The organism is Dyella agri (genome assembly GCF_044904705.1).
Lineage (GTDB): Bacteria > Pseudomonadota > Gammaproteobacteria > Xanthomonadales > Rhodanobacteraceae > Rhodanobacter_A > Rhodanobacter_A agri.
The window spans coordinates 63,100-85,706 of the sequence record NZ_JADIKL010000007.1 but is presented as its reverse complement, the minus strand read 5'-3'; the positions used below and the strand labels follow the sequence as shown (position 1 = coordinate 85,706).

Here is a 22,607-nt window from a genome sequence, read left to right as displayed (position 1 = left end):
CCGAGTTCGAATCCAGCGCGCTCTGCCCAATCCGCAAATTTCTGCACGTTCAACCTGCACCCGGTGCACCCGGTTAACCAGGTGCAGACCGGGTGCAACCCAGCGCACTGGGTGCGTGTGCGTGCACGCACCCGGTTGTGTAGGTAGTAGGAAGGAGGTGGTGCAGCGCTGCCGGAAGCGCGCACCCGGTCCGCGACGTTCATGCGAAGTCTCCTGCATCGGCGCCGTTCACATCGCACAACGCCCGACCTTCATCGGTCAGTACCAGTTGTTCGGCCTCTCCCCGGTTGGCCTTCCGGTAGCTTTCAACGCGGACAAGTCCTTCCAGCCGCCAGCGATTCACCTCGCGATCCACATCGGCTGGCTTCAGCCCGTACGGGCAGCCGTCGAGCTCTTTGATAGTGTTGAGCACGCTATTCCCTGCCCGTTTGCTTGGGCTGACGCGTGCGCCACTGTCCGTGGCGTCGCGAAGTAACCGCAGGAGCTCCACGCGGCAGTCGGCCGCCTTCACCCGCCCCTGCCGTGTGGTGACCACCTGGAAGACCTTGTGCTCGTCACTCCACCGGATCACTACCTCCGATCCGGAGCGGGCATAGTTCACCTTGGGTTGCGCCAACACCACGTCGTCGGTGTCCTTGCCGCGGGACATGAACCAGCGCGACCGGGCACTGTTGTGCCAGGCCGTGCTGCCCGAATAGCCCTTCGCTTCGCCAGGGTCGGCCATGCTGCTGACGGCATCGACATGCGCCAGCAACAACACAGCCGATGCCAGTTGCTTGAGGCACGACATGAACTGCCTGACCTTGGCCCGGTCGTTTTCGTTGGCGTCGATCGCGTCGGAGGCGTTGTCGAAGATCAGCACCCGCGCGCCGAGGCAGCGGATCTTCTCGGCGAGCCACGCGTACCGCGCGGTGGTGCGCCCGTTGACCTTCTCGTCGCCTGCAAACAGTACGTTGTCGGCCTCGGTGGCGTCGAACACGGTCAGCCAACCCTTGAGCTCGCCTTCGCAAATGCCCAGCAGGTGCATGTACCGGCGCAGGCGGCCGTGCATGACGGTCATGTCGTCTTCGGCGCTGTAGAGCAGCACCTTGGCGCGCTCGATCTCTACACCATCGTTGAACGGGTGCCTACCCGTCGCAATGCAGAGGGCGATATACAGCGACAGGAAGCTCTTACCCGTGCCACCGTGCGCGGCAAACAATGTCACCACGCCATCAGGCATCCAGCCAGGAATGACGAAACGAGGTTCGGGCGGATCAATCGGTAGTTGATCCCAGTCGAGGCAGACCGGATGGCGCTGCCTCAGCTCAGTCGCTGCTGGCGCCACCACCGGGAACTCCGACTCAACCATCGCGTGATACTTGGGAAGATACGCGCCGTTGGCTCGATCGACATCGCCCTCGCAATCGAGGGCGACAAACGCAGACCAGGCATCGAAGGTACCGAACAACGGATCGCTGGCGTGATCCGACTGCCAGAGCCCATCACGCCCAGGAATCAATCGAACGCCTGGCACGCCGGTTGCCGTCGGCGGCGCCCACCGCTCGCCGTGGCAGGCGTAGCCATGCCGGGCCAAGATGTCCTCGACGCTGTGCGTGTCGTTGTACTCGCGGCGCAGGGCGGAGTGGTAGGCAAGCCTTACTCCTTTGCCTTCGCCGGCAGAGACAGCAAGCTGTGCGCCCTCGCCGCACAGCAGACGTTGCTGCTCGTGGAGAAAGTCCGTATCTGCGTTAAGGCGCTGCCACCACGCAAGGAATCTGGAAGGCAATTCGGGGGCCTCGTCCAGCTTCTTGCCGTTCGCATAAGCCTGCTCGTAGACCTCGCCGCCTTCTGCTGTCCGGTAGCGCGTGCCAGGCAGGCAGTCCTGCAAGTTGGACTGGCCAGCCCGAAGCTCAAGAATCGTGCCGTGCTTCTTCGAAGCGAAACACACCCGAGTCAGGCCGGCGGGCGCCTTGAATGCGGACCGCCCACCACTTCCGGGACGGGTGGAGGAGGTGCGGACGCCGGCCTCCATGATCTCCTCCAGCGAAAAACCGCAGCGTTCCAAGCCCACGCGTGCCAGTTCCACGTTATCGGGGTCGACGCTGCACATGCCATTAAGCCCGAGAACGAGGCCGTAACCGCCGGCACCGTCCCTGACCGCGGTAACCGGATGGCGTTGCCACTCCTTGCCTACGGGTCGCTTGCTGAGCGCCTGCAGCTCGCAGAGCTTGAAGCCGTCCGCCAGCAGGCGCCGCGCCTCGGCATGCTTTTGCTGCACAGAGGCGACATCGATCAGGTCGAACTCGCTGGGATCTGCCGGAGAAAAGTCCGGCTCTCCGTCGTAGCAGTTGATGACGCCATGGTGGAGGTCCATACTTTGCTCGCTCGTTGAAGTGTCGTTAGGTATATCCAGCCCCTGCATGCCCGCCAGCAGCAGGGGCTTTTCATTTCCGGGGTCAGGCGGCCGCAGCTGTTCCGTCTGTCGGCGATCCCACTCCGCACGCCGCGTCGCAAGCTCGGCCGCCGGCACGAACGCATGCGCACCGAAAACCACGAACTGCTCAGGCGGTCGCGGACAACCTGGGGTGTAGTGCCAGTGGGTCATGCCATCTCACCCCCTGCACCGGTTGCGGTATTGGCAGATGGAGCGCACCGACGCCCACGGGATATCGAACCGATGGCCAAGGCGCCGATATCCGCCCTCCCCGCGTTCGTAGGCATCGCGCAGTGCGTCCACCTGGGCGGTGCTGAGCCTTGCCTTGTGGTGCGACGGGCCCCAATTGGCGCGCCGTCCCGGCCGGTTCATGCGGCCGCCTGCTGGCGCTTGCCGCGCCCCGGCGCATGTCGGCGCTGCCTGACGTCCGGTGCGGGCGCGGAAGGCACTGAGACGCCGGCACGCTGCTGCATCCAGGCGTCGACCTCGTCGGCGCGCCACGCGGCGCAACGGGGCGTCACCATGAAATGCTGGGGAAAACGACCGGCTTTTTCGAGGTTGTAAAGGGTCGTTCGGGAGATCCCGAGCTTTTGGAGAACTTGCTCGCGGCGGAGGAATTGATGGGCTTGCATGGTGGTCGTCCTGTGTTGAAGACGACCGTCATTTGATATCACGGAGCGATCTATGTAAGGACGTTTGCTCTAGAGATCGCGCCCAAGTAGCCGTTTGATGCGGTGGCGTAGTTGCTCGTCCGTTGGATCATCGTCCACAAGGCCGGAAGCCTTCGCCACCTTCATTAACCCCTCCATGCGCTCGCCACGCCGGGGTGGCCGCTCCCTGCCGTGTTCGTCGAGGAACGAGAATTCATCGATTACTTCCATCTGCTCCCGAAGCGGCTCCAAGGCGGCCGCCTTGCCGCTGAGGCCGACGGCGCTCACCAGCGCGCCCGATCGGTCTGCCGCCGGGCGGCTGTCCGCGGCAACGACCTTGGCTGCAATCTCGCGGATCCAGGCATGCAGCACGTCGAATTCGAAGCCCTCTGGATCCTCAAGGGAGCCAGCGGCGATGCGCTGCCAACGCTTCAAGCTCTCGCTTCGATTCACAGGTCCGCCTCCCCAAGCTCGGCATCATCATGCGCCACGGCAGCGATCCGTGTCTTGGTGGACGTGATGACGTCCCGTGCGCTCTCGCCGCGCAGCCAGCAATCGACCATGTCCGCCCATCCCTGCATAAGGGCCCTGCGCGCGGCGAGCCGTTTGCTGTGGTCGTAGGCCGCCGCGACCTGATCCTTGTTCACGTGTGCCAGACACAGCTCGATCAGATCCTTGGGAAACCCCGCCTCGTTGAGCCGCGTGCTGGCGGTGCGGCGCAGGTCGTGCACGCTGAACGCTTCGAAGTCATCGGCTCCCTGCTCGACTTCCTTGTTGATCTGCCGAACGGTGATGTCGACCACGCGGTTAAGCGCGGGATCGCTGATCGGAATGTCAGCCTCGTACCGACCGGGATGCAGGTACGTGCTGGCGGGAAAGCACGCGCGCAATGTGGTCAGGATGTCGAGCGCCTGACCGGACAGCGGCACCACGTGATCCCTGCCCGCCTTCATGCGCTATGCCGGAATGGTCCAGGTGGCACGCTCCCAGTTGATCTCCTTCCAGGTGGCTCCGATGAACTCGCCCTTGCGCACCATCGTCAGCAGGACGAACCGCAGCGCCAGCCGCAGCGTGGCCGAAGCCTGCGTGCGCTGTAGCGCATCGAAGAACGTTTTCAGTTCGTGCCGGGTGAGGTTGCGCATGCGCGGTGCAAAGGTGGCGATGCTGTTGCGGCGGATGGCCTCCACCGGGTTCACTGCGATCGCCTCGTCGCGCCCCATCGCGTAGCGAAAGACCACCAGCACAAGCTCGCGTGCCAGCACAGCCGGAGCCGGACCGTTCCTCGCCTTGATCTGGTCGAACAGCTCCGCCAGCTCCCGGCGCGTGATGTCGCCCATGCGCCGCGCCGCGAGCACGGGTTTCAGCAAACGCTCGTAAGTCGAGATGCGATAACCGGCCGTGGACTCGGCCCACTGCTCCTCGCCTGACTTGGGGTCGGTCTTGAACGCGATGTAGCGGGCCGCCCAGGCGCCGAACGTGCCGGCCTCTGCATCGGTGGCGCGCTTGACCGCCTTCACCTTGGACGGGTTCTCGCCCGCCGCCACCTGGCGCGATGCACGATCGCGCAGCGCGCGGGCATCCTTGAGCGACAACGTCGCGCCGTACTCCAGCGCCTGCAGGTCGACGTCGCTGCGGTTCGGCGTGCCCGGCTCGTACCGGCCGATGGTCAGCGTCCAGCGCCCGGGCTTCGACGGATTGCTGTCCGCCACGCCGTGCCGGTAGTCGTAGCGGAAGGACTTGACGCCTGTAGGCGAGACGACCACGTACAGGCCGGCGGCGTCGGTGACCTTGTAGGCCTTGTCCCGCGGCTTGAGCGCCTTGAGGGCGGTATCGGTGAGCGGCGCAGCTTTCTGGCGGGAGCGCGGGGCTTGCGCAGGCGGCATGCCGGCGACGGCGGGATCGACAGGAACGTCGGCAGAGCTAGGCGCGGCGGGGCTTTCGAAGGTCATGGCGCGGTGTCCTTGATACCGTCGCCCGTACTGTCAGGCCCACCCTGACGGTATCGCGGACGGATTTTTGAGGCACCGAAAAACTACCGCCAGAAATACCGTCATTGCCCACTGTTCTTGGTTGAACGATGCGGATCGTCAAGGGACGATAACTCGATGTCCAACAAGGGAAAAGGCCGGTTCACTGCTCGTCGTTGAACGGTGCGAACCGACCTTAGAATTATTCCCACTCGATGGTCGCCGGTGGCTTGCCGCTGATGTCATAAACGACACGAGAAACGCCACGCAACTCATTGATGATCCTATTGGAAACCCTGCCAAGGAACTCGTACGGCAGGTGTGCCCAATGCGCAGTCATGAAGTCGATGGTTTCCACCGCGCGCAGCGCGATCACCCACTCGTAGGCACGCGCGTCGCCCACCACGCCCACCGACTTCACCGGCAGGAACACGGCGAAGGCCTGGCTAGTCTTGTCGTACAAGTCGGCCTTGCGCAGTTCTTCGATGAAGATCGCATCGGCGCGAGCCAGCAGTTCGGCGTATTCCGGCTTCACCTCGCCCAGGATGCGCACGCCCAGACCCGGGCCGGGGAACGGATGGCGGTAGACCATCTCACGCGGCAGGCCGAGTTCGACGCCGATGCGGCGTACCTCGTCCTTGAACAGCTCGCGCAGCGGCTCGACCAGCTTGAGCTTCATGTGCTCGGGCAGGCCGCCCACGTTGTGGTGGCTCTTGATGACGTGGGCCTTGCCGGTCTTGCTGCCGGCCGACTCGATCACGTCGGGGTAGATCGTGCCCTGAGCCAGCCACTTCACCTTGCCGCCCGCGGCGATGAGCTTTTCCGACTCCTCGTCGAAGATCTCCACGAACAGGCGGCCGATGATTTTGCGCTTGGCTTCCGGGTCGGCCACGCCTTCCAACGCCCTGAAGTAGCGCTCGGCGGCGTTGACGCGAATCACCTTGACGCCCATGTGTTCGGCCATCGTGGCCATCACCTGGTCGCCTTCCTTCCAGCGCAACAGGCCGGTGTCCACGAACACGCAGGTGAGGCGTTCGCCGATGGCCTTGTGCAACAGCGCGGCCACCACGGAGGAATCCACGCCACCGGAGAGGCCGAGCAGTACGTGGTCGTCGCCGACCTGCGCACGCACGCGCTCGATCTGGTCTTCGATGATGTTGGCCGCCGTCCACAGCGTGGCGCAGCCGCAGATCTCGGTGACGAAGCGCTTGAGCAGCGCACTGCCCTGCTTGGTGTGCGTCACCTCGGGATGGAACTGCACGCCGTACCAGCGCTTGTCCTCGTTCTCCATCACCGCGACGGGAATGCGATCGGTGGTGCCGGTGACCACGAAGCCCGGCGGTGCCTTGGCGACGTGGTCGCCATGGCTCATCCACACGTCGAGCTTGTGGCTGCCGGCGTGATCGCTGAGGCCGTCGAACAGCCGGCTCTTCGCCACGATGTCGACCGTGGCATGGCCGAACTCGCGCGCATCGGCCGCCTCGGTGGCGCCGCCCAATTGCGCGGCCAGCGTCTGCAAGCCGTAGCAGATGCCGAGGATAGGCAGGCCGGAATCGAACACCTCCTGCGGCGCCTTCGGCGCGCCCGGCAACGTGGTCGACTCGGGACCGCCGGAAAGGATGATGCCCTTGGCGCCGAACGCGGCGATCTCGGCCGGTTCGTGATCCCAGGCCCAGATCTCGCAGTACACGCCGAGTTCGCGCACGCGGCGCGCGATCAGCTGGGTGTATTGCGCACCGAAGTCGAGGATGAGGATCTTGTCGCTATGGAGGTTCTGCATCGAACGAGGCTCTTTGGATGGCGTCCGGAACGGTCGGCGTCACTCCGCGAACGCGGAATGGGTACCCATGGGGTGCTTGGAAACCGGGCCGGGTACAGCGCGCCGGCCCGGTTCCGCGTCACGAGTTGAGCCGGTAGTTCGGCGCTTCCTTGGTGATCTGGATGTCGTGCGGATGCGCTTCGGTGACACCGGCGCTGGTCACCTTGACGAACTGCGCCTTGTTGCGCACGTCGTCGATGGTGGCCGCGCCGAGGTAACCCATCGAGGCGCGCAGGCCACCGATCAGCTGGTGGATGATGTTGCGCAGCGGGCCGCGGTACGGCACGCGGCCTTCGATGCCTTCGGGCACCAGCTTGTCGGCGTCGGCTTCGTTGTCCTGGAAGTAGCGGTCCTTGGAGCCGAGCTGCATCGCGCCGATCGAGCCCATGCCGCGGTAGCTCTTGTACGAGCGCCCCTGGAACAGCTCGACCTCGCCCGGCGATTCCTCGGTGCCGGCGAACATCGAGCCCAGCATCACGGTGGACGCGCCGGCGGCCAGCGCCTTGGGGATGTCGCCGGAGTAGCGGATGCCGCCGTCGGCGATCAGCGGAATGGAATCCTTCAGCGCGGTGGCGACCATGTCGATCGCGGTGATCTGCGGCACGCCCACGCCAGCCACCACGCGGGTGGTGCAGATCGAACCGGGACCCACGCCCACCTTCACCGCGTCGGCGCCGGCGTCGCGCAGCATCAGCGCGGCCTCGCCGGTGACGATGTTGCCGGCGACCACCTGCACCTGCGGGAAGTGCTTCTTCACCCAGGCCACGCGGTCGATCACGCCCTGCGAATGGCCGTGCGCGGTATCCACCACCAGCACGTCCACGCCGGCTTCGGCCAACGCCTCCACGCGACGCTCGGTGTCGCCGCCCACGCCCACGGCGGCGCCGACCAGCAGCGCTTCGTTGCGGTCCTTGACCGAACTGGGGTTGTCGCGCGCCTTCTGGATGTCCTTCACCGTGATCAGGCCGCGCAGCTGGAAGTCGTCGTTGACCACCAGCACCTTCTCGATGCGGTGCTTGTGCAGCAGCTGCAGCACTTCGTCCTGGCTGGCGCCTTCCTTCACCGTCACCAGGCGCTCCTGGCGGGTCATGATGTTGCGCACCGGGTCGTTGGGCTTGCGCTCGAAGCGCATGTCGCGGCTGGTGACGATGCCGACCAGCTTCTCGCCTTCCACCACCGGCACGCCGGAGATGTTGTGCGCGCGGGTGAGCTTGAGCACTTCGCTGATCGAGGTGTCCGGGCTCACGCTGAACGGGTTGCGGATCACGCCGGCCTCGAACTTCTTCACCAGGCGCACTTCGGCGGCCTGCTGTTCGAACGTCATGTTCTTGTGGATGATGCCGATGCCGCCTTGCTGCGCCATGGTGATGGCGAGGCGCGCTTCGGTCACGGTGTCCATCGCGGCGGACACGATGGGGATGTTCAGGCGCAGGCCGAGGGTGAACCGGGTGGAGGTGTCGACGTCGCGCGGCAGCACGACGGAATGGCCTGGAACGAGGTAAACGTCGTCGTAGGTGAGAGCCTCGGCGAGAATGCGCATGGTATGCCCCGCGGCAAAGAGAGGATTATACGCGGCACCGCAGCATGCCGCTAGCGCGGAGGCTGAATCGACTACTTGCCGCCGCGTGCTTCCGCGGCTTCCAGCGTGTTTTCCATCAGCGTGGCGACGGTCATCGGCCCCACGCCGCCCGGCACCGGCGTGATCCAGCTGGCGCGCTCGGCAGCGGGAGCGAATTCCACGTCGCCTACCAGCCGGCCATCGTCGAGACGGTTGATACCGACGTCGACCACCACGGCGCCGGGCTTGATCCATTCGCCCTTCACCAGGCCCGGACGGCCGACCGCGACGATCACGATGTCGGCCTGGCGCACATGGCCTTCCAGGTCGCGGGTGAACTTGTGGCAGCACGTGGTGGTGCAACCGGCGATCAGCAACTCCAGCGCCAACGGCCGGCCTACGTGGTTGGACACGCCCACCACCACCGCGTGCTGGCCGCGTACCGGACGATCGGTGTGGCCAAGCAGGGTCATCACGCCCTTGGGCGTGCATGGGCGCAGGCCGAAGCGACGCAGCGCGAGGCGCCCCACGTTCACGGCCTGGAAGCCGTCCACGTCCTTGCCCGGGTCGATGCGGTCGACCAGCGCGTCTTCGTCGATGTGCTCCGGCAACGGCGACTGCACCAGGATGCCGTGCACCTCCGGATCGGCGTTGAGCCGGTCGATCAGCGCAAACAGTTCATCCTGCGTGGTGCTCGCCGGCAGGTCGAAATCGAAGGAGCGGAAGCCGACCTGGTGGCAGGCCTTGCGCTTGTTGCGCACGTACACCGACGAGGCGGCATCGTCGCCTACCAGCACCACCGCCAGACCGGGCGCGGACTGGCCATGCGCCTTGCGTTCGGCGACGCGCCGACCGATCCGTTCCAGCAGTTCCTGCGCGATGCGTTTGCCGTCAAGGATGCGAGCGCTCATGTTGGTGCCAGGCCGAAAGACGCGCCATTATCCAAGCTCCAACCGCGGTGCACAAACACCAAGCCATGATCGATGCCATCACCCATGTCACGCCAGCGCTCGCCGACGGCCGCCTGCTGTTGCGGCCGTGGCGCAGTGCGGATGCCGCCGAGCTGCATGATGCCGTGCGCGAATCGGTCGCCAGCGTGGGACGCTGGTTGCCGTGGTGCAATGCGGATTACGGACTAGAGCGTGCCGAGGCCTGGGTGGCACAGTGCCAGGACCACTGGCGCACTGGCGAGCAGTTCGCGTTTGCCGTGCGCGATGCGGCCAGCGATGAACTGCTGGGCGGCTGCGGGCTCAACCAGATCAACGCCATGCATCGCAGCGCCAACCTGGGTTACTGGGTGCGCGCCTCGCGCCAAGGCCAGGGTGTCGCCGCCGCAGCCGCAAGGCTGGTGGCACGCTTCGGCTTCGCCGAACTGGGTCTGATCCGGATCGAGGTCATCACCTTGCCCGACAACCAGGCCAGCCGCCGCGTCGCCGCAAAACTGGGCGCCACGTTCGAAGGCATGGCGCGGCAGCGACTGTGGGCCTGGGACCGCGCCCACGACGCGGCGGTGTACGCGCTGATACCCGCCGACCTCGATCAACCGGCCGCCGCGCAAAGCGCAGCGATATCCTCGTAGCCGGTAAACCGTGCGGCCGCACCGCAGCCCGGACAGGCCGGATCGCGCGGCAGGCGCGTCTCGCGGAAATGCATGCACAGCGCATCGAACGACAGCAGCCGTCCAACCAACGGTTCGCCGATGCCGAGGATCAGCTTCAGCGCCTCGGTGGCCTGCAGCAGGCCCACGATGCCGGGCAGCACGCCAAGCACGCCGGCTTCGCTGCAGTTCGGCGCCTCGGCGGCCGAGGGCGGTTCCGGGAACAGGCAGCGGTAGCACGGCGCGTCGTCGCGGCGCGGATCGAACACGCTGACTTGCCCGGTGAAGCGTTCCACCGCGCCGTAGACCATCGGCAGGCGCAGGCGCCGCGTCGCCGCGGCAAGCAGGTAGCGTGCGGGAAAGTTGTCGGCGCCGTCGATCACCAGGTCGTGGCCGTCGAGCAGGCGCTCGACGTTGTCGGCGCGCAGGCGTTCCTCGCGTGTCTCGATGCGCACACGCGGATTCAGCGCGTTGAGCGCGAGGCGCGCCGATTCGGTTTTCGCCATGCCGACGCGCGCGTCGGCATGGATCACCTGGCGATGCAGGTTGGAGCGCTCCACGCGATCGTCGTCGATCAAGCTGAGCTGGCCGACGCCCGCTGCGGCGAGATACAACGCCGCCGGCGCGCCAAGGCCACCGGCACCAAGCAATACGACCTTCGCCGCCGCGAGCTTCGCCTGCCCCGCCTCGCCCACCTGCGGCAGGCGCAGCTGGCGCGCGTAGCGTTCGGCAGCGTCGGCATCCAGCGCGCCGGTGACGACGGGCAAGCCCTCGCCCTTCCAGCGTTCGAACCCGCCGGCCACGGAATGCACGTCGCGATAGCCCATGCGCTGCAAGGCATCGGCTGCCAGCAGCGAGCGCATACCGCTGCCGCACAAGGCGATGATGGATCGTGCGCGATCCGGTTCCGCCTGTTCGATGCGCAGTTCGAGGAAGCCGCGCGACAAACCCAACGCCCCCGCCGGCATGCCGGCGGCGCGTTCGCCGTCCTCGCGCACGTCGATCAGCAAGGCGCCCTGCGCCTGACGCGCAAGCGCATCGGCCGGGGATATTTCGGGAATGCGACCGCGCAATTCGGCCAGCAAGGTGTCGCGTTGAGTGGGCGAAGGCATGCCGACAGTGTAACGGCGCCGAGCCTGTTCCAGCCCTCCCCCTGTTCTGCGGAGAGCCGGGAAGGTCGCTTACTTCTTGCGCTTCTTCATCTCGCGGATCATGCGCTGGCGCTTGCGCATCTGGCCTTCGGTAAGCACGTTCTTCTTGCCGGCATACGGGTTTTCGCCCTCGCGGAACACGATGCGGATCGGCGTGCCTTCGAGCTTGTAGCGTTTGCGGAAGAAGTTTTCGAGATAGCGCTGGTAGGCCGGCGCGATGTGCTTGGTGCGGCTGCCGTGGATCACGACGGTGGGCGGATTGCTGCCGCCAGGATGGGCAAAGCGCAGTTTGGGCGCATGCCCGCGCACCAGCGGTGGCTGGTAGCTCTGGTAGGCCTTTTCCAGTGTGCGGGTGAGGTCGGAAGAGCCGAGCTCCTTGGTAGCCGAGGCGTGCGCGCGCACCACCGCGCGCATCAACTCGCGCAAGCCGGAGCCGTGCAGCGCGGAGATGAACACGTTCTTCGCCCAGTCCACGAATTGCAGCCGGCGCTCCAACGCGCGCTGGCACTGCTCGCGCTGGTAGGCGTCCAGGCCATCCCACTTGTTGACCGCGATCACCAGCGCTCTGCCCTCGTCCAGCGCGTGGCCGATCAAGGTAAGGTCCTGGTCGGCGAGGTTCTCGCGCGCGTCGACCATCAGCACCACGACTTGTGCGGCGGCCATAGACTGCAGGGTCTTGATGACGCTGAACTTCTCCACCGCCTCCTCGACACGCGCCTTGCGCCGCACGCCGGCGGTGTCGATCAAGGTGTACTTGCGGCCGTCGCGTTCTAGCGGCACGCGGATCGGGTCGCGGGTGGTGCCGGCCACGTCGGAGACGATCAGCCGGTCCTCGCCGAGCAGACGGTTGACCAGGGTGGACTTGCCCGCGTTCGGCCGGCCGACGATGGCGACGCGGATGCTGTCGTTCTCGTCTGGCGCGAGTTCCTCGTGGGCGTCTTCCGGCAGCAGCGGCAGCAGCGCGGCGAACAGGCGGTCGGTGCCGCGATTGTGCGCCGCCGCCAGCGGCAGCGTGGCGGCGATACCGAAGGCGGCGAACTCGGCCAGCGCGGCCTGCTCGTCGAGGCCATCGGTCTTGTTGACCGCGGCGATGATCGGCTTGCCGCTGCGGCGCAGCTCGTCGAGGATGCTGCGGTCCTGCGGCAGCAAGCCGTCGCGCGCGTCGAGCACGAATACCAGCGCCTGCGCCTCATCGATGGCCAGGCGCACCTGCTGCGCGGTGAGCGCATCGAGGCCCTCGTCCACACCGGACAGGCCACCGGTATCGACGACCACGAACGGCCGCTCGCCGAGATGGCAGACACCGTAATGGCGGTCGCGGGTGACGCCTGGCAGGTCGGCCACCAGGGCGTCGCGGCTGCGCGTCAGCACATTGAACAGGGTCGATTTACCGACGTTGGGGCGACCGACCAGGGCGACGACGGGCAGCATGTTGGGGCACGGTTCCTGGCGATCAGTGCGCGGCGAGACGGTAGGCGCCGATATGGCCCTTCACGTCCTCGACGTACACGGTGTCGCCCACCACAAGCGGCTGGGCCTGGATCGCCTTCTTCGACAGGCGCACGCGCGCGGCCAATGCACCGTCGCTGGCCTGCAGCCAGTGCACGTAGCCGTAGGCATCGGCCACCACCAGGTAATTGCCCTGTGCGGCAGGACCGGTGAGCCAGCGGTACTTCAGCTTGTCGTTCTTCCACATGTCGGCGCCGCCGCTGCGGTCGAACGCCCACACTTCGCCCTGGTCGTTGACGCCATAGACGGCATTGGCGCCGAGGGCGAGCGAGGTGTAGGTGGAGAATGCGCGGCTCCACAGCGGGCGGCCGCTGGGGCCGTCGATCGCGGTGAGGTTGCCGTGGTAAGCGGCACCGTACAGCGTGCTGCCGTCGAGCAGGATGGCACCATCGGCGTCGTCGAGACGCTCGATATCGGTACGCCCCTCGCCCGTGGCGAGCCGCTGCTCCCACAGCTTCTCGCCGTTGTCCTGGCGCAGCGCGACCAGCTTGCCGTCGTCGCTGCCGATGAACACCACGCCGTTCGCGGCGAGCGGCGTGCTGTTGCCGCGCAGGCTGAGCAGCGGCACCGTGCCCTGGTCGTAGGCCCAACGACGCTTGCCGGTGGCAGCGTCGAGGCCGTACACGCGGCCATCCTGCGTGCGAACGATCACCAGGTCGCCGCTGATCGCCGGCGCGGCGATCACTTCGGAATTCAGCTCGGCATCCCAGCGCGGGCTGCCGTCTTTCGCGCCCATCGCATAGACATGGCCGTCGAGCGTGCCCACGGCCAGCAGGTCGCCGGCCACCGCCGGGCCGCCCGCATACGTGGCGTCGGTGCCCTTGCGGTGGCCGAGGCCGAACCAGCTCTTGCTGCTGCGCGTGGTCTTGTCCCACAGCTTCTTGCCGGTAGCGGCGTCGAACGCGGCGACTTTGCCGTCGGTGCTGTCGGCATACAGCACGCCGTCCACCACCGTCGGGCGCAGGTGCACGCCGCTGATGCCAGCGCCGTCACCGATGCGCGCGGTCCATACCTTGCTGACCTGCGCCGTGGCCGTGAAATGCTTTTCCAGCGGGGTCGGCGGCTCGAGGTTCTTCTTCTTGAACGAGTTGCAACCGGCCAGCAGCACCAGCGAACCCAAGGCGACCAGCCATACGCTCTTCTTCACCACGACTTTCATGCACCCTGCTTTCCGGCCACGGCCAGATCGTCGATTTTCATCTGCAGGACGGCATGCTGCGGCGCGTCCTCACCCAATGCCGTCATCGCCGCCTGGTAGGCCTTGCGTGCGTCGTCGGCGCGTCCCAGCTTGACCAGCGCGTCGCCGCGGAGTTCCTGGTTCAGGCCGGTGTACTGGCCGGCCGGCATGGCTTCGAGCGTGGTCAGCGCGGCCTGGCTGTCGCCCTTGGCCAGCTGCACGCTCGCCAGGCGCAGTTCCACCAGCGCCTTCAGCGCCGGATCGGTGGCATGCGACTCGGCCCATTGCAGCGAGGCGATGGCCTTGTCCAGCTGCTTGTCCTGCACTTGCTGCTTCGCCTGGTCGCTGACCGCGAACAGCGCGTACGGCGACTTGGCGTAGTCCTTCATCAGCTCATCGACGAAAGCAGTCGCGGCGGTCGGCTTGCCGCCGGCCAGCGCCACCTGGGCCTGCTGGTACAGCGTGGCAGCGGCCGCCTCGTTGTTCGCCTGGTGCTTGCGCCACTGCTGCAGGCCGAAGATGCCGACCAGGCCGATGGCGATGCCTACCGCGATGGAAAGGCCGTTCTCGCGCAGCCATTTCTGGACACGTTCGCTTTGTTCGTAGTCGTCGTATGCGTCAAATGCCATGCTTCACCGTTCGTGGAAAACGTGCGTGCCGCGCGCCGTGTGCAGGCGGACGGAAATGCTCGCCGACACTCTTCGCCCGGTCAGGAGCGAAGAATGGGCAAGCATAACCGAAATGGATGATCCGCAGGCGCCGCCGGCGCGTGCGGCATCGGGCTCAGAGGCTGGCCGCAGCCGCCTTGCCGTCCGCGATCTGTACGCGGAAATGCGCCACGTTGGCGTGGCGGAAACCATCGAGTGCCACCGACTGGCCATCGATGCTCACCTGCGCGCCGACGACATTGCCGATGCGCACGTCCAGCGCCTGCTCGCTGTGCCAGGTCTTGCTGGTGCCCGCCGGCAACAAGCCGTACTCCAGCCGCGTGCCGTCTTGCCCGACCACCTCGACCCAGCTGGCGGCGTCGAGGCTGAGAGTGAGGCTGTGACCGCCGGCGGCGTCCGCCGCGACCGTGGCAGGTGCGGCAACCTTGGGCGGCTGCGGAGCATCGTCGCCGAGGCTCGGGAACGGCGCCATCGAAGCCAGCAGTGGTTGCTGGTCCTGCGCCGGCTGTGCGGCTGCCGTCTTCGCTGCCGGCGCCGCCGACTGCGCGTCCGGCTTGCCCGGTGCCGCGGCCTGCGCGTCCTGCTGCGCTACCGGCGAGGCATCCAGCGGAGTGAGATGGCTGAGATCGCGATCCAGCGTGCTGCGCACGCCGAACCAGACTGTCGGCACCGCGATGACCAGGGTCAGCACCACATAAGTGGCAGCGGTGGCGTAGCGGTCGAACAGGAAGCGCGAATGCGAGATGCCGCCCGTGGCCACCAGCGGCGGCTCGACCTGGCGGATGCGCGCCAGTTCGGACTGGATCGTCGCGTCGTCCAGGCCCAGATGCTGGCCGTACTTGCCGATGTAGCTGGCCAGGTAGACCCGCGAATCGATGCCGTCGTGCTCGCCCCGCTCCAGCTTGCGCAGGATGCGCAGCGGCAGTTTCAACGCGTGCGCACAGGCTTCCAGGTCCAGCCCGCGCGCCTCGCGCGCCGCACGCAGGCGGCTGCCGAAGGCGACATCGGGATCGACGTACGCATGGCTGGCGGCGGATGCTTCCGTGGTGTCCGGTCGGTCGGCGAACAGGTCGTGCGCGGCCTGGTCCTGGCCGGGCTTGGAAGGCTGCATCGTGGTCATTGACTGCTGGCGGTAGTTTTCAGGGCGCGAGCCTGCTCCGAGTCCGGGAACTGGCTCTGCAAACGCCTGAGATAGGTCTGGGCTGCGTCCGTATTGCCCAAGCGCGACTCGATATCGTAACCAAGCTTGAGAGCGGCCGCATTGGCATTGCCCAGCGCATCGAAGCGCTGGATGAAAGCCCGAGCACGAAACGCATCCCCCTGCCGGTAGAGTACTTCGGCAAGATGGAAAAGTGCATCGCCGTTGCTGGGATTTCGCGCGATTGCGTCACGAAAACTCGCTTCTGCGCCGCTCATGTCGTTCGTCTGCATCTGGCAGATGCCGGCGTTGGTGAGGGCCACGTCCGGGGTCGTGTAGAACGGATCGGCCACGGCTTTGCGGAAATAGCCGATCGACTCCTGCGCTTTGCCGGTACGGCACAGGAACTGGCCGAGGTTGTTGTTCGGGCCGCCCTTGATCGGCTCCAGCTCGACCGCCTTGCGGTAATGGAGCTCGGCCTCGGGCTGGTTGTTGATCTTCTCGTAGACCAGCGCGATCACGGTGTGGGCGGGCGCGTAGTCCGGATCGAACTTCAGCGCCAGCTGCAGCTTGGCCAGTGCATTTTCCAGGTCGCCGCTGGCCAGGTAGTGCTGGGCCAGGTCGGTGTGGACGCGCGCCGCATCCTGGCGCTGGTCGGCCTTGCTGGCCTTCGCCAGGTTGCTGGCGCCCTGCCCGTTGCTGCCGCCTGAGGTAACGCAGCCGGCCAGTGCCAGCGACAGCCCGAACATCAGCAGCGGCTTACAGTGCATGCGTCACCTCAGTGTCCACGCGTTTGCGGATCTCGGCGCTGCGCCGGGTGCGGTCGCTCACCTGCCCGGCCAGCTGGCCGCAGGCGGCATCGATGTCGTCGCCGCGGGTGCGGCGCAGCATGGTCAGGATGCCGGCGTTCAGCAACTGGGTCTGGAACGCACGGATGGTCTCGGCGTCCGAGCGCTCGAAGCGCGTACCCGGGAAGGGGTTGAACGGAATCAGGTTGACCTTGCAGGTCGGCAGCTTGCGCATGAAGCGGATCAGCTGCTTCGCATGCTCGGGCTGGTCGTTCACACCCTTCATCAAGGTGTATTCGAAGGTGATCGAGGTGCGCGGCTTGCGCGCGATCCAGCGCTGGCAGGCTGCGGTGAGTTCGGCCAGCGGATAGCGCTTGTTGAGCGGCACCAGCTCGGTACGCAGCTCATCGTTGGCCGCGTGCAGCGACACTGCCAGCGACACATCGATGACTTCCGACAGCTTGTCGATCATCGACACCATGCCGGCGGTGGACAGCGTGACGCGCTTGGAGGCCAGGCCGAAGCCCAGGTCGTCGCGCATCAGGCTCATCGCCCGCACCACGTTGTCGAAGTTCGCCAGCGGCTCGCCCATGCCCATCATCACCACATTGGTGATGCGGCGGTTCTGGTGGGTGACGTTGCCCAGCTGCTTCGCCGCCACCCACATCTGGCCGATGATCTCGGCGGTGGCGAGGTTGCGGTTGAAGCCCTGCGCACCGGTGGAGCAGAACTGGCAGTTCAGCGCGCAGCCGATCTGCGAAGACACGCACAGCGTGCCGCGGGTGGGTTCGGGAATGTATACCGCTTCCACCGCATTGCGACCGTCCATGCCCAGCAGCCACTTGTGCGTGCCGTCGGCGGCGGCCTTGTCCACCAGGGTTTTCGGCGGACCGACGTGGCAGCTCGCCTCGAGCTTGGCGCGCAGCGCCTTGCCCACGTCGGTCATGTTGGCGAAGTCGGACTCGAGGTGGTGGTAGATCCACTTCATCACCTGCTCGGCGCGATACGGCTTCTCGCCGAGCTGCGCGAAGAAATCGCGCAGCCCCTGACGATCGAAGTCGAGCAGGTTGACCTTGCCGGCGGTGCCGGGCTGGTCGGATGAAATGGCAGCTACCTCGGTCACAACTATTTACCGGCTATGTACTTCAGTGGAAGCAAAGAAATAGGCGATCTCGACCGCAGCCGTCTCGGCGGCATCGGAACCGTGGACGGCGTTCGCATCGATGGAGTCGGCGAAGTCGGCGCGGATCGTGCCCGGCGCGGCTTCCTTCGGGTTGGTGGCGCCCATCAGGTCGCGGTGCTTGAGCACGGCGTTCTCGCCCTGCAGCACCTGGATCATCACCGGGCCGGAGATCATGAAATCCACCAGCGCCTTGAAGAACGGGCGTTCCTTATGCACGGCGTAGAAGCCTTCGGCTTCGGCGCGCGACAGCTGCTTCTGCTTGGCGGCGACGACCTTGAGGCCGGCCTTTTCGAAACGGGCGTAGATCTCGCCGATCACATTCTTGGCGACGGCGTCGGGCTTGATGATGGAAAGGGTGCGCTCCAGCGCCATGGGTGTGCTCCGGGAAACAGGATGGGTGTGATGGGTCGGCATCGTGCCGCAAATCGGCCAAAACCGACTTGGAATGCGGGTTTAGCCCGCGAAGTTTGACAGATTCTACCCCATTCGCAAGCCGACGACGGGGCGACCTGGCTCTCGGTTTGACGACGGAGAAGCCGTCCGCGTATGCTCAAACGATCGTTTGAACACCCTCCCTGGCCTTGTGGGAAAACCCGCCCCGTGAACCGCACCGGCTCCACCAAGGAACGCATACTCGGCGCCGCCGAGACCCTGTTCGCCCAACGCGGCTTCGACGGCGCTTCGTTGCGCCAGCTGACCAGCGCGGCCGGGGTCAACCTCGCCGCGGTCAACTACCACTTCGGCTCCAAGGAAAAACTGGTCGAGCAGGTGTTCCGCCGCCGCTTGGATGCGCTGAACGCCCAGCGACTGGCCGCACTGGCCAAGGTCGCCAACCAGCCCGATACGCAGCTGGAGGACGTGCTCGACGCCTTTATCCGCCCGGCCCTGGAGCTGTCGCACGAGGATGGCGGCTCGCTGTTCATGCGCGTGCTGGCGCGCGCCTTCGCCGAACATGACGACGGCCTGCGCAAGTTCCTGTCCGAGAACTACGGCCACGTGATGCGCCAGTTCACCGCCGAATTCGCCCGGCTGCTGCCGCGGCTGAGCAAGGAGGAACTCTACTGGCGCATCGACCTGGTGACCGGCGCGCTGACGCATGCGATGTCCGGCTTCGGCATGATCCAGCGCAAGAGCGACGTCAGCGAACGCGCCCACCGCGAACAGACCGTGCAGCACCTGGTCCGCTTCGCCGCCGCCGGCCTCAACGCCTCCTGACCCCTTTTCACCGCGCGGCCACGGCCGTGCGCTCATCTTGAACGGCTTTCGTTCCGCATTCCCTGCAGTCTTGACCGGAGAATCCCGATGACCGCTCCATCCACCTCCACCCCGACGCTGCGCATCCGCAAGGCCGCCGTGCTGGGCGCCGGCGTCATGGGCGCGCAGATCGCCGCGCACCTGACCAATGCCGGCGTCGAAACCGTGCTGTTCGACCTGCCCGCCAAGGAAGGTCCGAAGAGCGGCATCGCGCTCAAGGCCATCGCCAACCTGGCCAAGCTGTCGCCCGCGCCGCTGGCCGACAAGGATCTCGCCAGCGCGATCATCCCGGCGAACTACGACGAGGACATGGAACACCTCAAGGACGTCGACCTGGTGATCGAAGCGATCGCCGAGCGGATGGACTGGAAGCTGGACCTCTACCGCAAGATCGCCCCCTACGTTTCGCCCACCGCCGTGCTGGCGTCGAATACCTCGGGCCTGTCGATCAACGGCCTCGCCGAGGCGCTGCCGGAGCAGATGCGCCACCGCTTCTGCGGCGTGCACTTCTTCAACCCGCCGCGCTACATGCACCTGGTCGAAGTGATCCCGACCCGCCTCACCGACCCGTCGGTGGTCGAAGGCCTCGAAGCCTTCCTCGTCACCACCGTCGGCAAGGGCGTGGTGATCGCCCGCGACACGCCCAACTTCATCGGCAACCGCATCGGCGTGTTCTCGATGCTGGCCACCATGCACCACACCGAGCAGTTCGGCCTGGGCTTCGACGTGGTCGACGCGCTCACCGGCCCCGCCGTGGGCCGCCCCAAGAGCGCCACCTACCGCACCGCCGACGTGGTCGGCCTGGACACCATGGCGCATGTCATCAAGACCATGGCCGACACCTTGCCGGACGACCCGTGGCATGCCTACTTCAAGGCGCCCGTGTGGCTCTCGGCGCTGATCGAGAAGGGAGCGCTGGGCCAGAAGAACGGCGCCGGCTTCTACCGCAAGGCCGGCAAGGACATCGTGGTGCTCGACGTCGCGAAGCAGGATTACCGCGCCTCCGAGCAGAAGGCCTCGGACGAAGTCGCCGCCATCCTGGCGATCAAGGACCCCGCCGAAAAGTTCGCCAAGCTGCGCGCCTCGCAGGACAAGCAGGCACAGTTCCTGTGGGCCACCTTCCGCGACCTGTTCCACTACACCGCCTACCACCTCGCGGACATCGCCGACACCGCACGCGACGTGGATTTCGCGATACGCTGGGGTTACGGCTGGAAGCTCGGTCCGTTCGAGACCTGGCAGGCCGCTGGCTGGCAGCAGGTGGCGACCTGGGTGCAGGAAGACATCGCCGCCGGCAAGGCGATGAGCAAGGCGCCGTTGCCCGCGTGGGTGCTGGACGGCCGCAACGGCGTGCACGGCAAGGCCGGTTCCTATTCGGCCAGCGCCAATGCCGACAAGCCGCGTTCCACGCACCCGGTCTACGCCCGCCAGCTGTTTCCCGATCCCATCCTGGGCGAGAAGTTCGACCAGGGCAGCACCGTGTGGGAGAACGACGGCGTCCGCCTGTGGACGCTGGGCGACGACGGCGTGGGCATCATCTCGTTCAAGACCAAGATGCACACAGTCAACGACCAGGTGCTCGACGGCATCCAGCACGCGATCGGCGTCGCAGAGCAGAAGCTCAAGGCGGTGGTGATCTGGCAGAACGGCGAACCGTTCTCCGCCGGCGCCGACCTCAAGGGCGCGCTGGGCTTGCTGCAAGCCGGCAAGTTCGACGACTTCGAGCACATGGTCGCCAACTTCCAGCGCACCAGCATGCGCATCAAGCATGCGCTGGTGCCGGTGGTCTCTGCCGTGCGCGGCCTTGCCCTCGGCGGCGGTTGCGAGTTCCAGATGCACTCGGCGCGCACCGTGGCTGCCCTCGAAAGCTACATCGGCCTGGTCGAAGCCGGCGTGGGCTTGCTGCCTGCCGGCGGCGGCCTGCACGAGCTGGCCGTGCGCGCGGCCAAGGCCAACCCGGCCGATCCGTTCGAATCGCTGAAGAAGGTGTTCGAGACGGTAGCGATGGCCAAGGTCTCGCCCAGCGCCATCGAAGCCAAGAACATGGGCTTGCTGCGCGACAGCGACGTGGTGGTGTTCAACGCCTACGAACTGCTCTACGTGGCGAAGAAGGTCGCGCTGTCGCTGGCCGAGTCCGGCTGGCGCCCGCCGCTGTACCAGCGCGCCATCCCGGTCGCCGGCGACGTGGGCACCGCCACCTTCAAGGCCTCGCTCGCCAACCTGCAGGCGGGCTATTTCGCCTCCGAGCACGACATCGCCATCGCCACGCGCATCGCCGACTGCTTGTGCGGCGGCAACGTGGAGCGCGGCTCGCTGGTCGACGAAGCCTGGCTGCTGGAGCTGGAACGCAGGCATTTTGTGGAGCTGGCCAAGACCGAAAAGACCCAGGCGCGCATCGCGCACACCATGACCACCGGCAAGCCGCTGCGGAATTGACGGAACTCGGATCGCATCCCTTCCGCTCTCCGAATTCCTCACGAGGACACAAGACATGACCAAGCAAGTGCAAGACGCCTACATCGTCGCCGCCACCCGCACGCCGGTCGGCAAGGCGCCGCGCGGTGTGTTCCGCAACACCCGTCCCGACGACATGCTGGCCCACGTCATCAAGGCCGTGATGGCGCAGGCTCCCGGCATCGACCCGCACCAGATCGGCGATGCCATCATCGGCTGCGCCATGCCCGAGGCCGAGCAAGGCATGAACGTGGCGCGCATCGGCGTGCTGCTGGCCGGCCTGCCTGACACCGTGCCGGGCGTCACCATCAACCGCTTCTGCTCCTCCGGCCTGCAGTCGGTGGCGATGGCCGCCGATCGCATCCGCCTCGGCGAGGCCGACCTGATGCTGGCCGGCGGTACCGAGAGCATGAGCATGGTGCCGATGATGGGCCACAAGATCGCGATGAATCCTGCGATCTTCAGCAACGAACACATCGGCATCGCCTACGGCATGGGCATCACCGCCGAGAACGTGGCCAAGCAGTGGAAGGTCAGCCGCGAGGCGCAGGATGCGTTCTCGGTGGAAAGCCACCGCCGCGCCCTCGCCGCCCAGGCCGCAGGCGAATTCAAGGACGAGATCACCCCGTTCCAGCTCGACGACCGCTACCCCGACCTCGCCACGCGCGGCATCAAGACCGACAGCCGCATCATCGGCGACGACGAAGGCCCACGCGCCGGCACCACGATGGACGTACTGGCCAAGCTCAAGACCGTGTTCCGCAACGGCCAGTTCGGCGGCACCGTCACCGCCGGCAACTCCAGCCAGATGTCCGACGGCGCCGGCGCCGTGCTGCTGGCCAGCGAAAAGGCCATCAAGGAACATAACCTGCAACCGCTAGCCCGCTTCGTCGGTTTCTCCGTCGCCGGCGTGCGCCCTGAGATCATGGGCATCGGCCCCAAGGAAGCGATCCCGAAGGCGCTCAAGCAGACCGGCATCAGCCAGGATCAGCTCGACTGGATCGAGCTCAACGAGGCCTTCGCCGCACAGGCGCTGGCCGTGATGGGCGACCTGAAACTCGACCCGAGCAAGGTCAACCCGCTCGGCGGCGCCATCGCGCTCGGCCACCCGCTCGGCGCCACCGGCGCGGTGCGCATCGCCACGCTGGTGCATGGCATGCGCCGCAGGAAGCAGAAGTACGGCATGGTGACCATGTGCATCGGCACCGGCATGGGCGCGGCAGGGATTTTCGAGGCGCTCTGACCCGGCGCCGCATCAGCCCCGGATGCTGCAAGACA

General features: G+C 66.4%; 20 protein-coding genes. 4 read left to right on the top strand and 16 right to left on the bottom strand.

What is annotated here, in order from left to right:
- Positions 1-199 precede the first annotated feature (199 nt).
- From ISP14_RS13170 to folD, 8 genes are all read right to left on the bottom strand, one after another.
- On the bottom strand, positions 200-2,587 hold the full coding sequence (locus tag ISP14_RS13170; protein WP_404540704.1) for an AAA family ATPase: 2,388 nt from the start codon (positions 2,585-2,587) through the stop codon (positions 200-202).
- Positions 2,588-2,784: 197 nt separating this feature from the next.
- Positions 2,785-3,048, bottom strand: coding sequence for a helix-turn-helix transcriptional regulator (locus tag ISP14_RS13165; protein ID WP_404540701.1), 264 nt, complete (start codon positions 3,046-3,048; stop codon positions 2,785-2,787).
- Positions 3,049-3,117: 69 nt separating this feature from the next.
- Complete coding sequence (locus ISP14_RS13160) at positions 3,118-3,501, bottom strand: hypothetical protein (RefSeq protein WP_404540698.1); 384 nt, start codon at positions 3,499-3,501, stop codon at positions 3,118-3,120.
- Positions 3,502-3,515: 14 nt separating this feature from the next.
- Positions 3,516-4,019 carry a tyrosine-type recombinase/integrase gene (locus ISP14_RS13155; protein ID WP_404540695.1) on the bottom strand — a complete coding sequence of 168 codons (504 nt, stop codon included), beginning with the start codon at positions 4,017-4,019 and terminating at the stop codon, positions 3,516-3,518.
- A 3-nt stretch (positions 4,020-4,022) separates the two neighbouring features.
- Complete coding sequence (locus tag ISP14_RS13150) at positions 4,023-5,015, bottom strand: tyrosine-type recombinase/integrase (protein ID WP_404540692.1); 993 nt, start codon at positions 5,013-5,015, stop codon at positions 4,023-4,025.
- A gap of 220 nt (positions 5,016-5,235) precedes the next feature.
- Entirely contained in the window at positions 5,236-6,813 is a 1,578-nt protein-coding gene (gene guaA / locus ISP14_RS13145) for a glutamine-hydrolyzing GMP synthase (RefSeq protein ID WP_404540689.1), read from the bottom strand.
- 118 nt (positions 6,814-6,931) lie between these two features.
- The gene (gene guaB / locus ISP14_RS13140) at positions 6,932-8,392 is read right to left on the bottom strand and encodes an IMP dehydrogenase (protein ID WP_404540686.1); all 1,461 of its coding nucleotides are present in this window, start codon (positions 8,390-8,392) and stop codon (positions 6,932-6,934) included.
- Positions 8,393-8,463: 71 nt separating this feature from the next.
- Entirely contained in the window at positions 8,464-9,321 is an 858-nt protein-coding gene (gene folD / locus ISP14_RS13135) for a bifunctional methylenetetrahydrofolate dehydrogenase/methenyltetrahydrofolate cyclohydrolase FolD (RefSeq protein WP_404540683.1), read from the bottom strand.
- Between the two features lie 65 nt (positions 9,322-9,386).
- Between folD and ISP14_RS13130 the strand changes: the two genes are divergently transcribed.
- Positions 9,387-9,989 (top strand): GNAT family N-acetyltransferase, encoded by a 603-nt coding sequence (locus tag ISP14_RS13130; protein ID WP_404540680.1) that lies wholly within the window; start codon positions 9,387-9,389, stop codon positions 9,987-9,989.
- Here ISP14_RS13130 and moeB read toward each other — a convergent pair.
- The 8 genes from moeB to ndk form a co-directional block, all read right to left on the bottom strand.
- Positions 9,950-11,119 (bottom strand): molybdopterin-synthase adenylyltransferase MoeB, encoded by a 1,170-nt coding sequence (gene moeB, locus ISP14_RS13125; protein WP_404540677.1) that lies wholly within the window; start codon positions 11,117-11,119, stop codon positions 9,950-9,952. The two genes, ISP14_RS13130 and moeB, sit on opposite strands and share 40 nt — an antisense overlap.
- Positions 11,120-11,188: 69 nt before the next feature.
- On the bottom strand, positions 11,189-12,589 hold the full coding sequence (der, locus tag ISP14_RS13120) for a ribosome biogenesis GTPase Der (RefSeq protein ID WP_404540674.1): 1,401 nt from the start codon (positions 12,587-12,589) through the stop codon (positions 11,189-11,191).
- A 22-nt stretch (positions 12,590-12,611) separates the two neighbouring features.
- A complete protein-coding gene (bamB, locus tag ISP14_RS13115; RefSeq protein WP_404540671.1) occupies positions 12,612-13,826 on the bottom strand; it encodes an outer membrane protein assembly factor BamB in 1,215 nt (404 codons plus the stop codon).
- A complete protein-coding gene (locus ISP14_RS13110) occupies positions 13,823-14,473 on the bottom strand; it encodes a YfgM family protein (RefSeq protein ID WP_404540668.1) in 651 nt (216 codons plus the stop codon). Before ISP14_RS13110 ends, bamB begins: the two co-directional genes overlap by 4 nt.
- 154 nt (positions 14,474-14,627) lie before the next feature.
- A complete protein-coding gene (locus tag ISP14_RS13105) occupies positions 14,628-15,623 on the bottom strand; it encodes a helix-turn-helix domain-containing protein (protein ID WP_404540665.1) in 996 nt (331 codons plus the stop codon).
- Positions 15,624-15,628: 5 nt separating this feature from the next.
- Positions 15,629-16,399 (bottom strand): type IV pilus biogenesis/stability protein PilW, encoded by a 771-nt coding sequence (gene pilW, locus ISP14_RS13100; RefSeq protein ID WP_404540662.1) that lies wholly within the window; start codon positions 16,397-16,399, stop codon positions 15,629-15,631.
- A gap of 10 nt (positions 16,400-16,409) precedes the next feature.
- Positions 16,410-17,561: a 23S rRNA (adenine(2503)-C(2))-methyltransferase RlmN gene (rlmN, locus tag ISP14_RS13095; protein ID WP_404540660.1), complete on the bottom strand. Its 1,152-nt coding sequence runs from the start codon at positions 17,559-17,561 to the stop codon at positions 16,410-16,412.
- Between the two features lie 6 nt (positions 17,562-17,567).
- Complete coding sequence (gene ndk, locus ISP14_RS13090; RefSeq protein WP_192165606.1) at positions 17,568-17,993, bottom strand: nucleoside-diphosphate kinase; 426 nt, start codon at positions 17,991-17,993, stop codon at positions 17,568-17,570.
- Between the two features lie 174 nt (positions 17,994-18,167).
- Here ndk and ISP14_RS13085 point away from each other — a divergent pair, with 174 nt between their 5' ends.
- The 3 genes from ISP14_RS13085 to ISP14_RS13075 all read left to right on the top strand — a co-directional run bounded on the left by ISP14_RS13085 (position 18,168) and on the right by ISP14_RS13075 (position 22,572).
- Positions 18,168-18,836 (top strand): TetR/AcrR family transcriptional regulator, encoded by a 669-nt coding sequence (locus ISP14_RS13085; protein ID WP_404540656.1) that lies wholly within the window; start codon positions 18,168-18,170, stop codon positions 18,834-18,836.
- A gap of 87 nt (positions 18,837-18,923) precedes the next feature.
- A complete protein-coding gene (locus tag ISP14_RS13080) occupies positions 18,924-21,311 on the top strand; it encodes a 3-hydroxyacyl-CoA dehydrogenase/enoyl-CoA hydratase family protein (protein WP_404540653.1) in 2,388 nt (795 codons plus the stop codon).
- Positions 21,312-21,366: 55 nt separating this feature from the next.
- On the top strand, positions 21,367-22,572 hold the full coding sequence (locus tag ISP14_RS13075) for an acetyl-CoA C-acyltransferase (RefSeq protein ID WP_404540650.1): 1,206 nt from the start codon (positions 21,367-21,369) through the stop codon (positions 22,570-22,572).
- The last annotated feature ends 35 nt before the right edge of the window (positions 22,573-22,607 follow it).

Coding starts and splice junctions, on each gene's coding strand:
- ISP14_RS13170 (WP_404540704.1), bottom strand. CDS start 2,587: ATGACCCACTGGCACTACACCCCAGGTTGTCCGCGACCGCCTGAGCAG.
- ISP14_RS13165 (WP_404540701.1), bottom strand. CDS start 3,048: ATGCAAGCCCATCAATTCCTCCGCCGCGAGCAAGTTCTCCAAAAGCTC.
- ISP14_RS13155 (WP_404540695.1), bottom strand. CDS start 4,019: ATGAAGGCGGGCAGGGATCACGTGGTGCCGCTGTCCGGTCAGGCGCTC.
- ISP14_RS13150 (WP_404540692.1), bottom strand. CDS start 5,015: ATGACCTTCGAAAGCCCCGCCGCGCCTAGCTCTGCCGACGTTCCTGTC.
- guaA (WP_404540689.1), bottom strand. CDS start 6,813: ATGCAGAACCTCCATAGCGACAAGATCCTCATCCTCGACTTCGGTGCG.
- guaB (WP_404540686.1), bottom strand. CDS start 8,392: ATGCGCATTCTCGCCGAGGCTCTCACCTACGACGACGTTTACCTCGTT.
- folD (WP_404540683.1), bottom strand. CDS start 9,321: ATGAGCGCTCGCATCCTTGACGGCAAACGCATCGCGCAGGAACTGCTG.
- ISP14_RS13130 (WP_404540680.1), top strand. CDS start 9,387: ATGATCGATGCCATCACCCATGTCACGCCAGCGCTCGCCGACGGCCGC.
- moeB (WP_404540677.1), bottom strand. CDS start 11,119: ATGCCTTCGCCCACTCAACGCGACACCTTGCTGGCCGAATTGCGCGGT.
- der (WP_404540674.1), bottom strand. CDS start 12,589: ATGCTGCCCGTCGTCGCCCTGGTCGGTCGCCCCAACGTCGGTAAATCG.
- bamB (WP_404540671.1), bottom strand. CDS start 13,826: ATGAAAGTCGTGGTGAAGAAGAGCGTATGGCTGGTCGCCTTGGGTTCG.
- ISP14_RS13110 (WP_404540668.1), bottom strand. CDS start 14,473: ATGGCATTTGACGCATACGACGACTACGAACAAAGCGAACGTGTCCAG.
- ISP14_RS13105 (WP_404540665.1), bottom strand. CDS start 15,623: ATGCAGCCTTCCAAGCCCGGCCAGGACCAGGCCGCGCACGACCTGTTC.
- pilW (WP_404540662.1), bottom strand. CDS start 16,399: ATGTTCGGGCTGTCGCTGGCACTGGCCGGCTGCGTTACCTCAGGCGGC.
- ndk (WP_192165606.1), bottom strand. CDS start 17,993: ATGGCGCTGGAGCGCACCCTTTCCATCATCAAGCCCGACGCCGTCGCC.
- ISP14_RS13085 (WP_404540656.1), top strand. CDS start 18,168: ATGCTCAAACGATCGTTTGAACACCCTCCCTGGCCTTGTGGGAAAACC.
- ISP14_RS13080 (WP_404540653.1), top strand. CDS start 18,924: ATGACCGCTCCATCCACCTCCACCCCGACGCTGCGCATCCGCAAGGCC.
- ISP14_RS13075 (WP_404540650.1), top strand. CDS start 21,367: ATGACCAAGCAAGTGCAAGACGCCTACATCGTCGCCGCCACCCGCACG.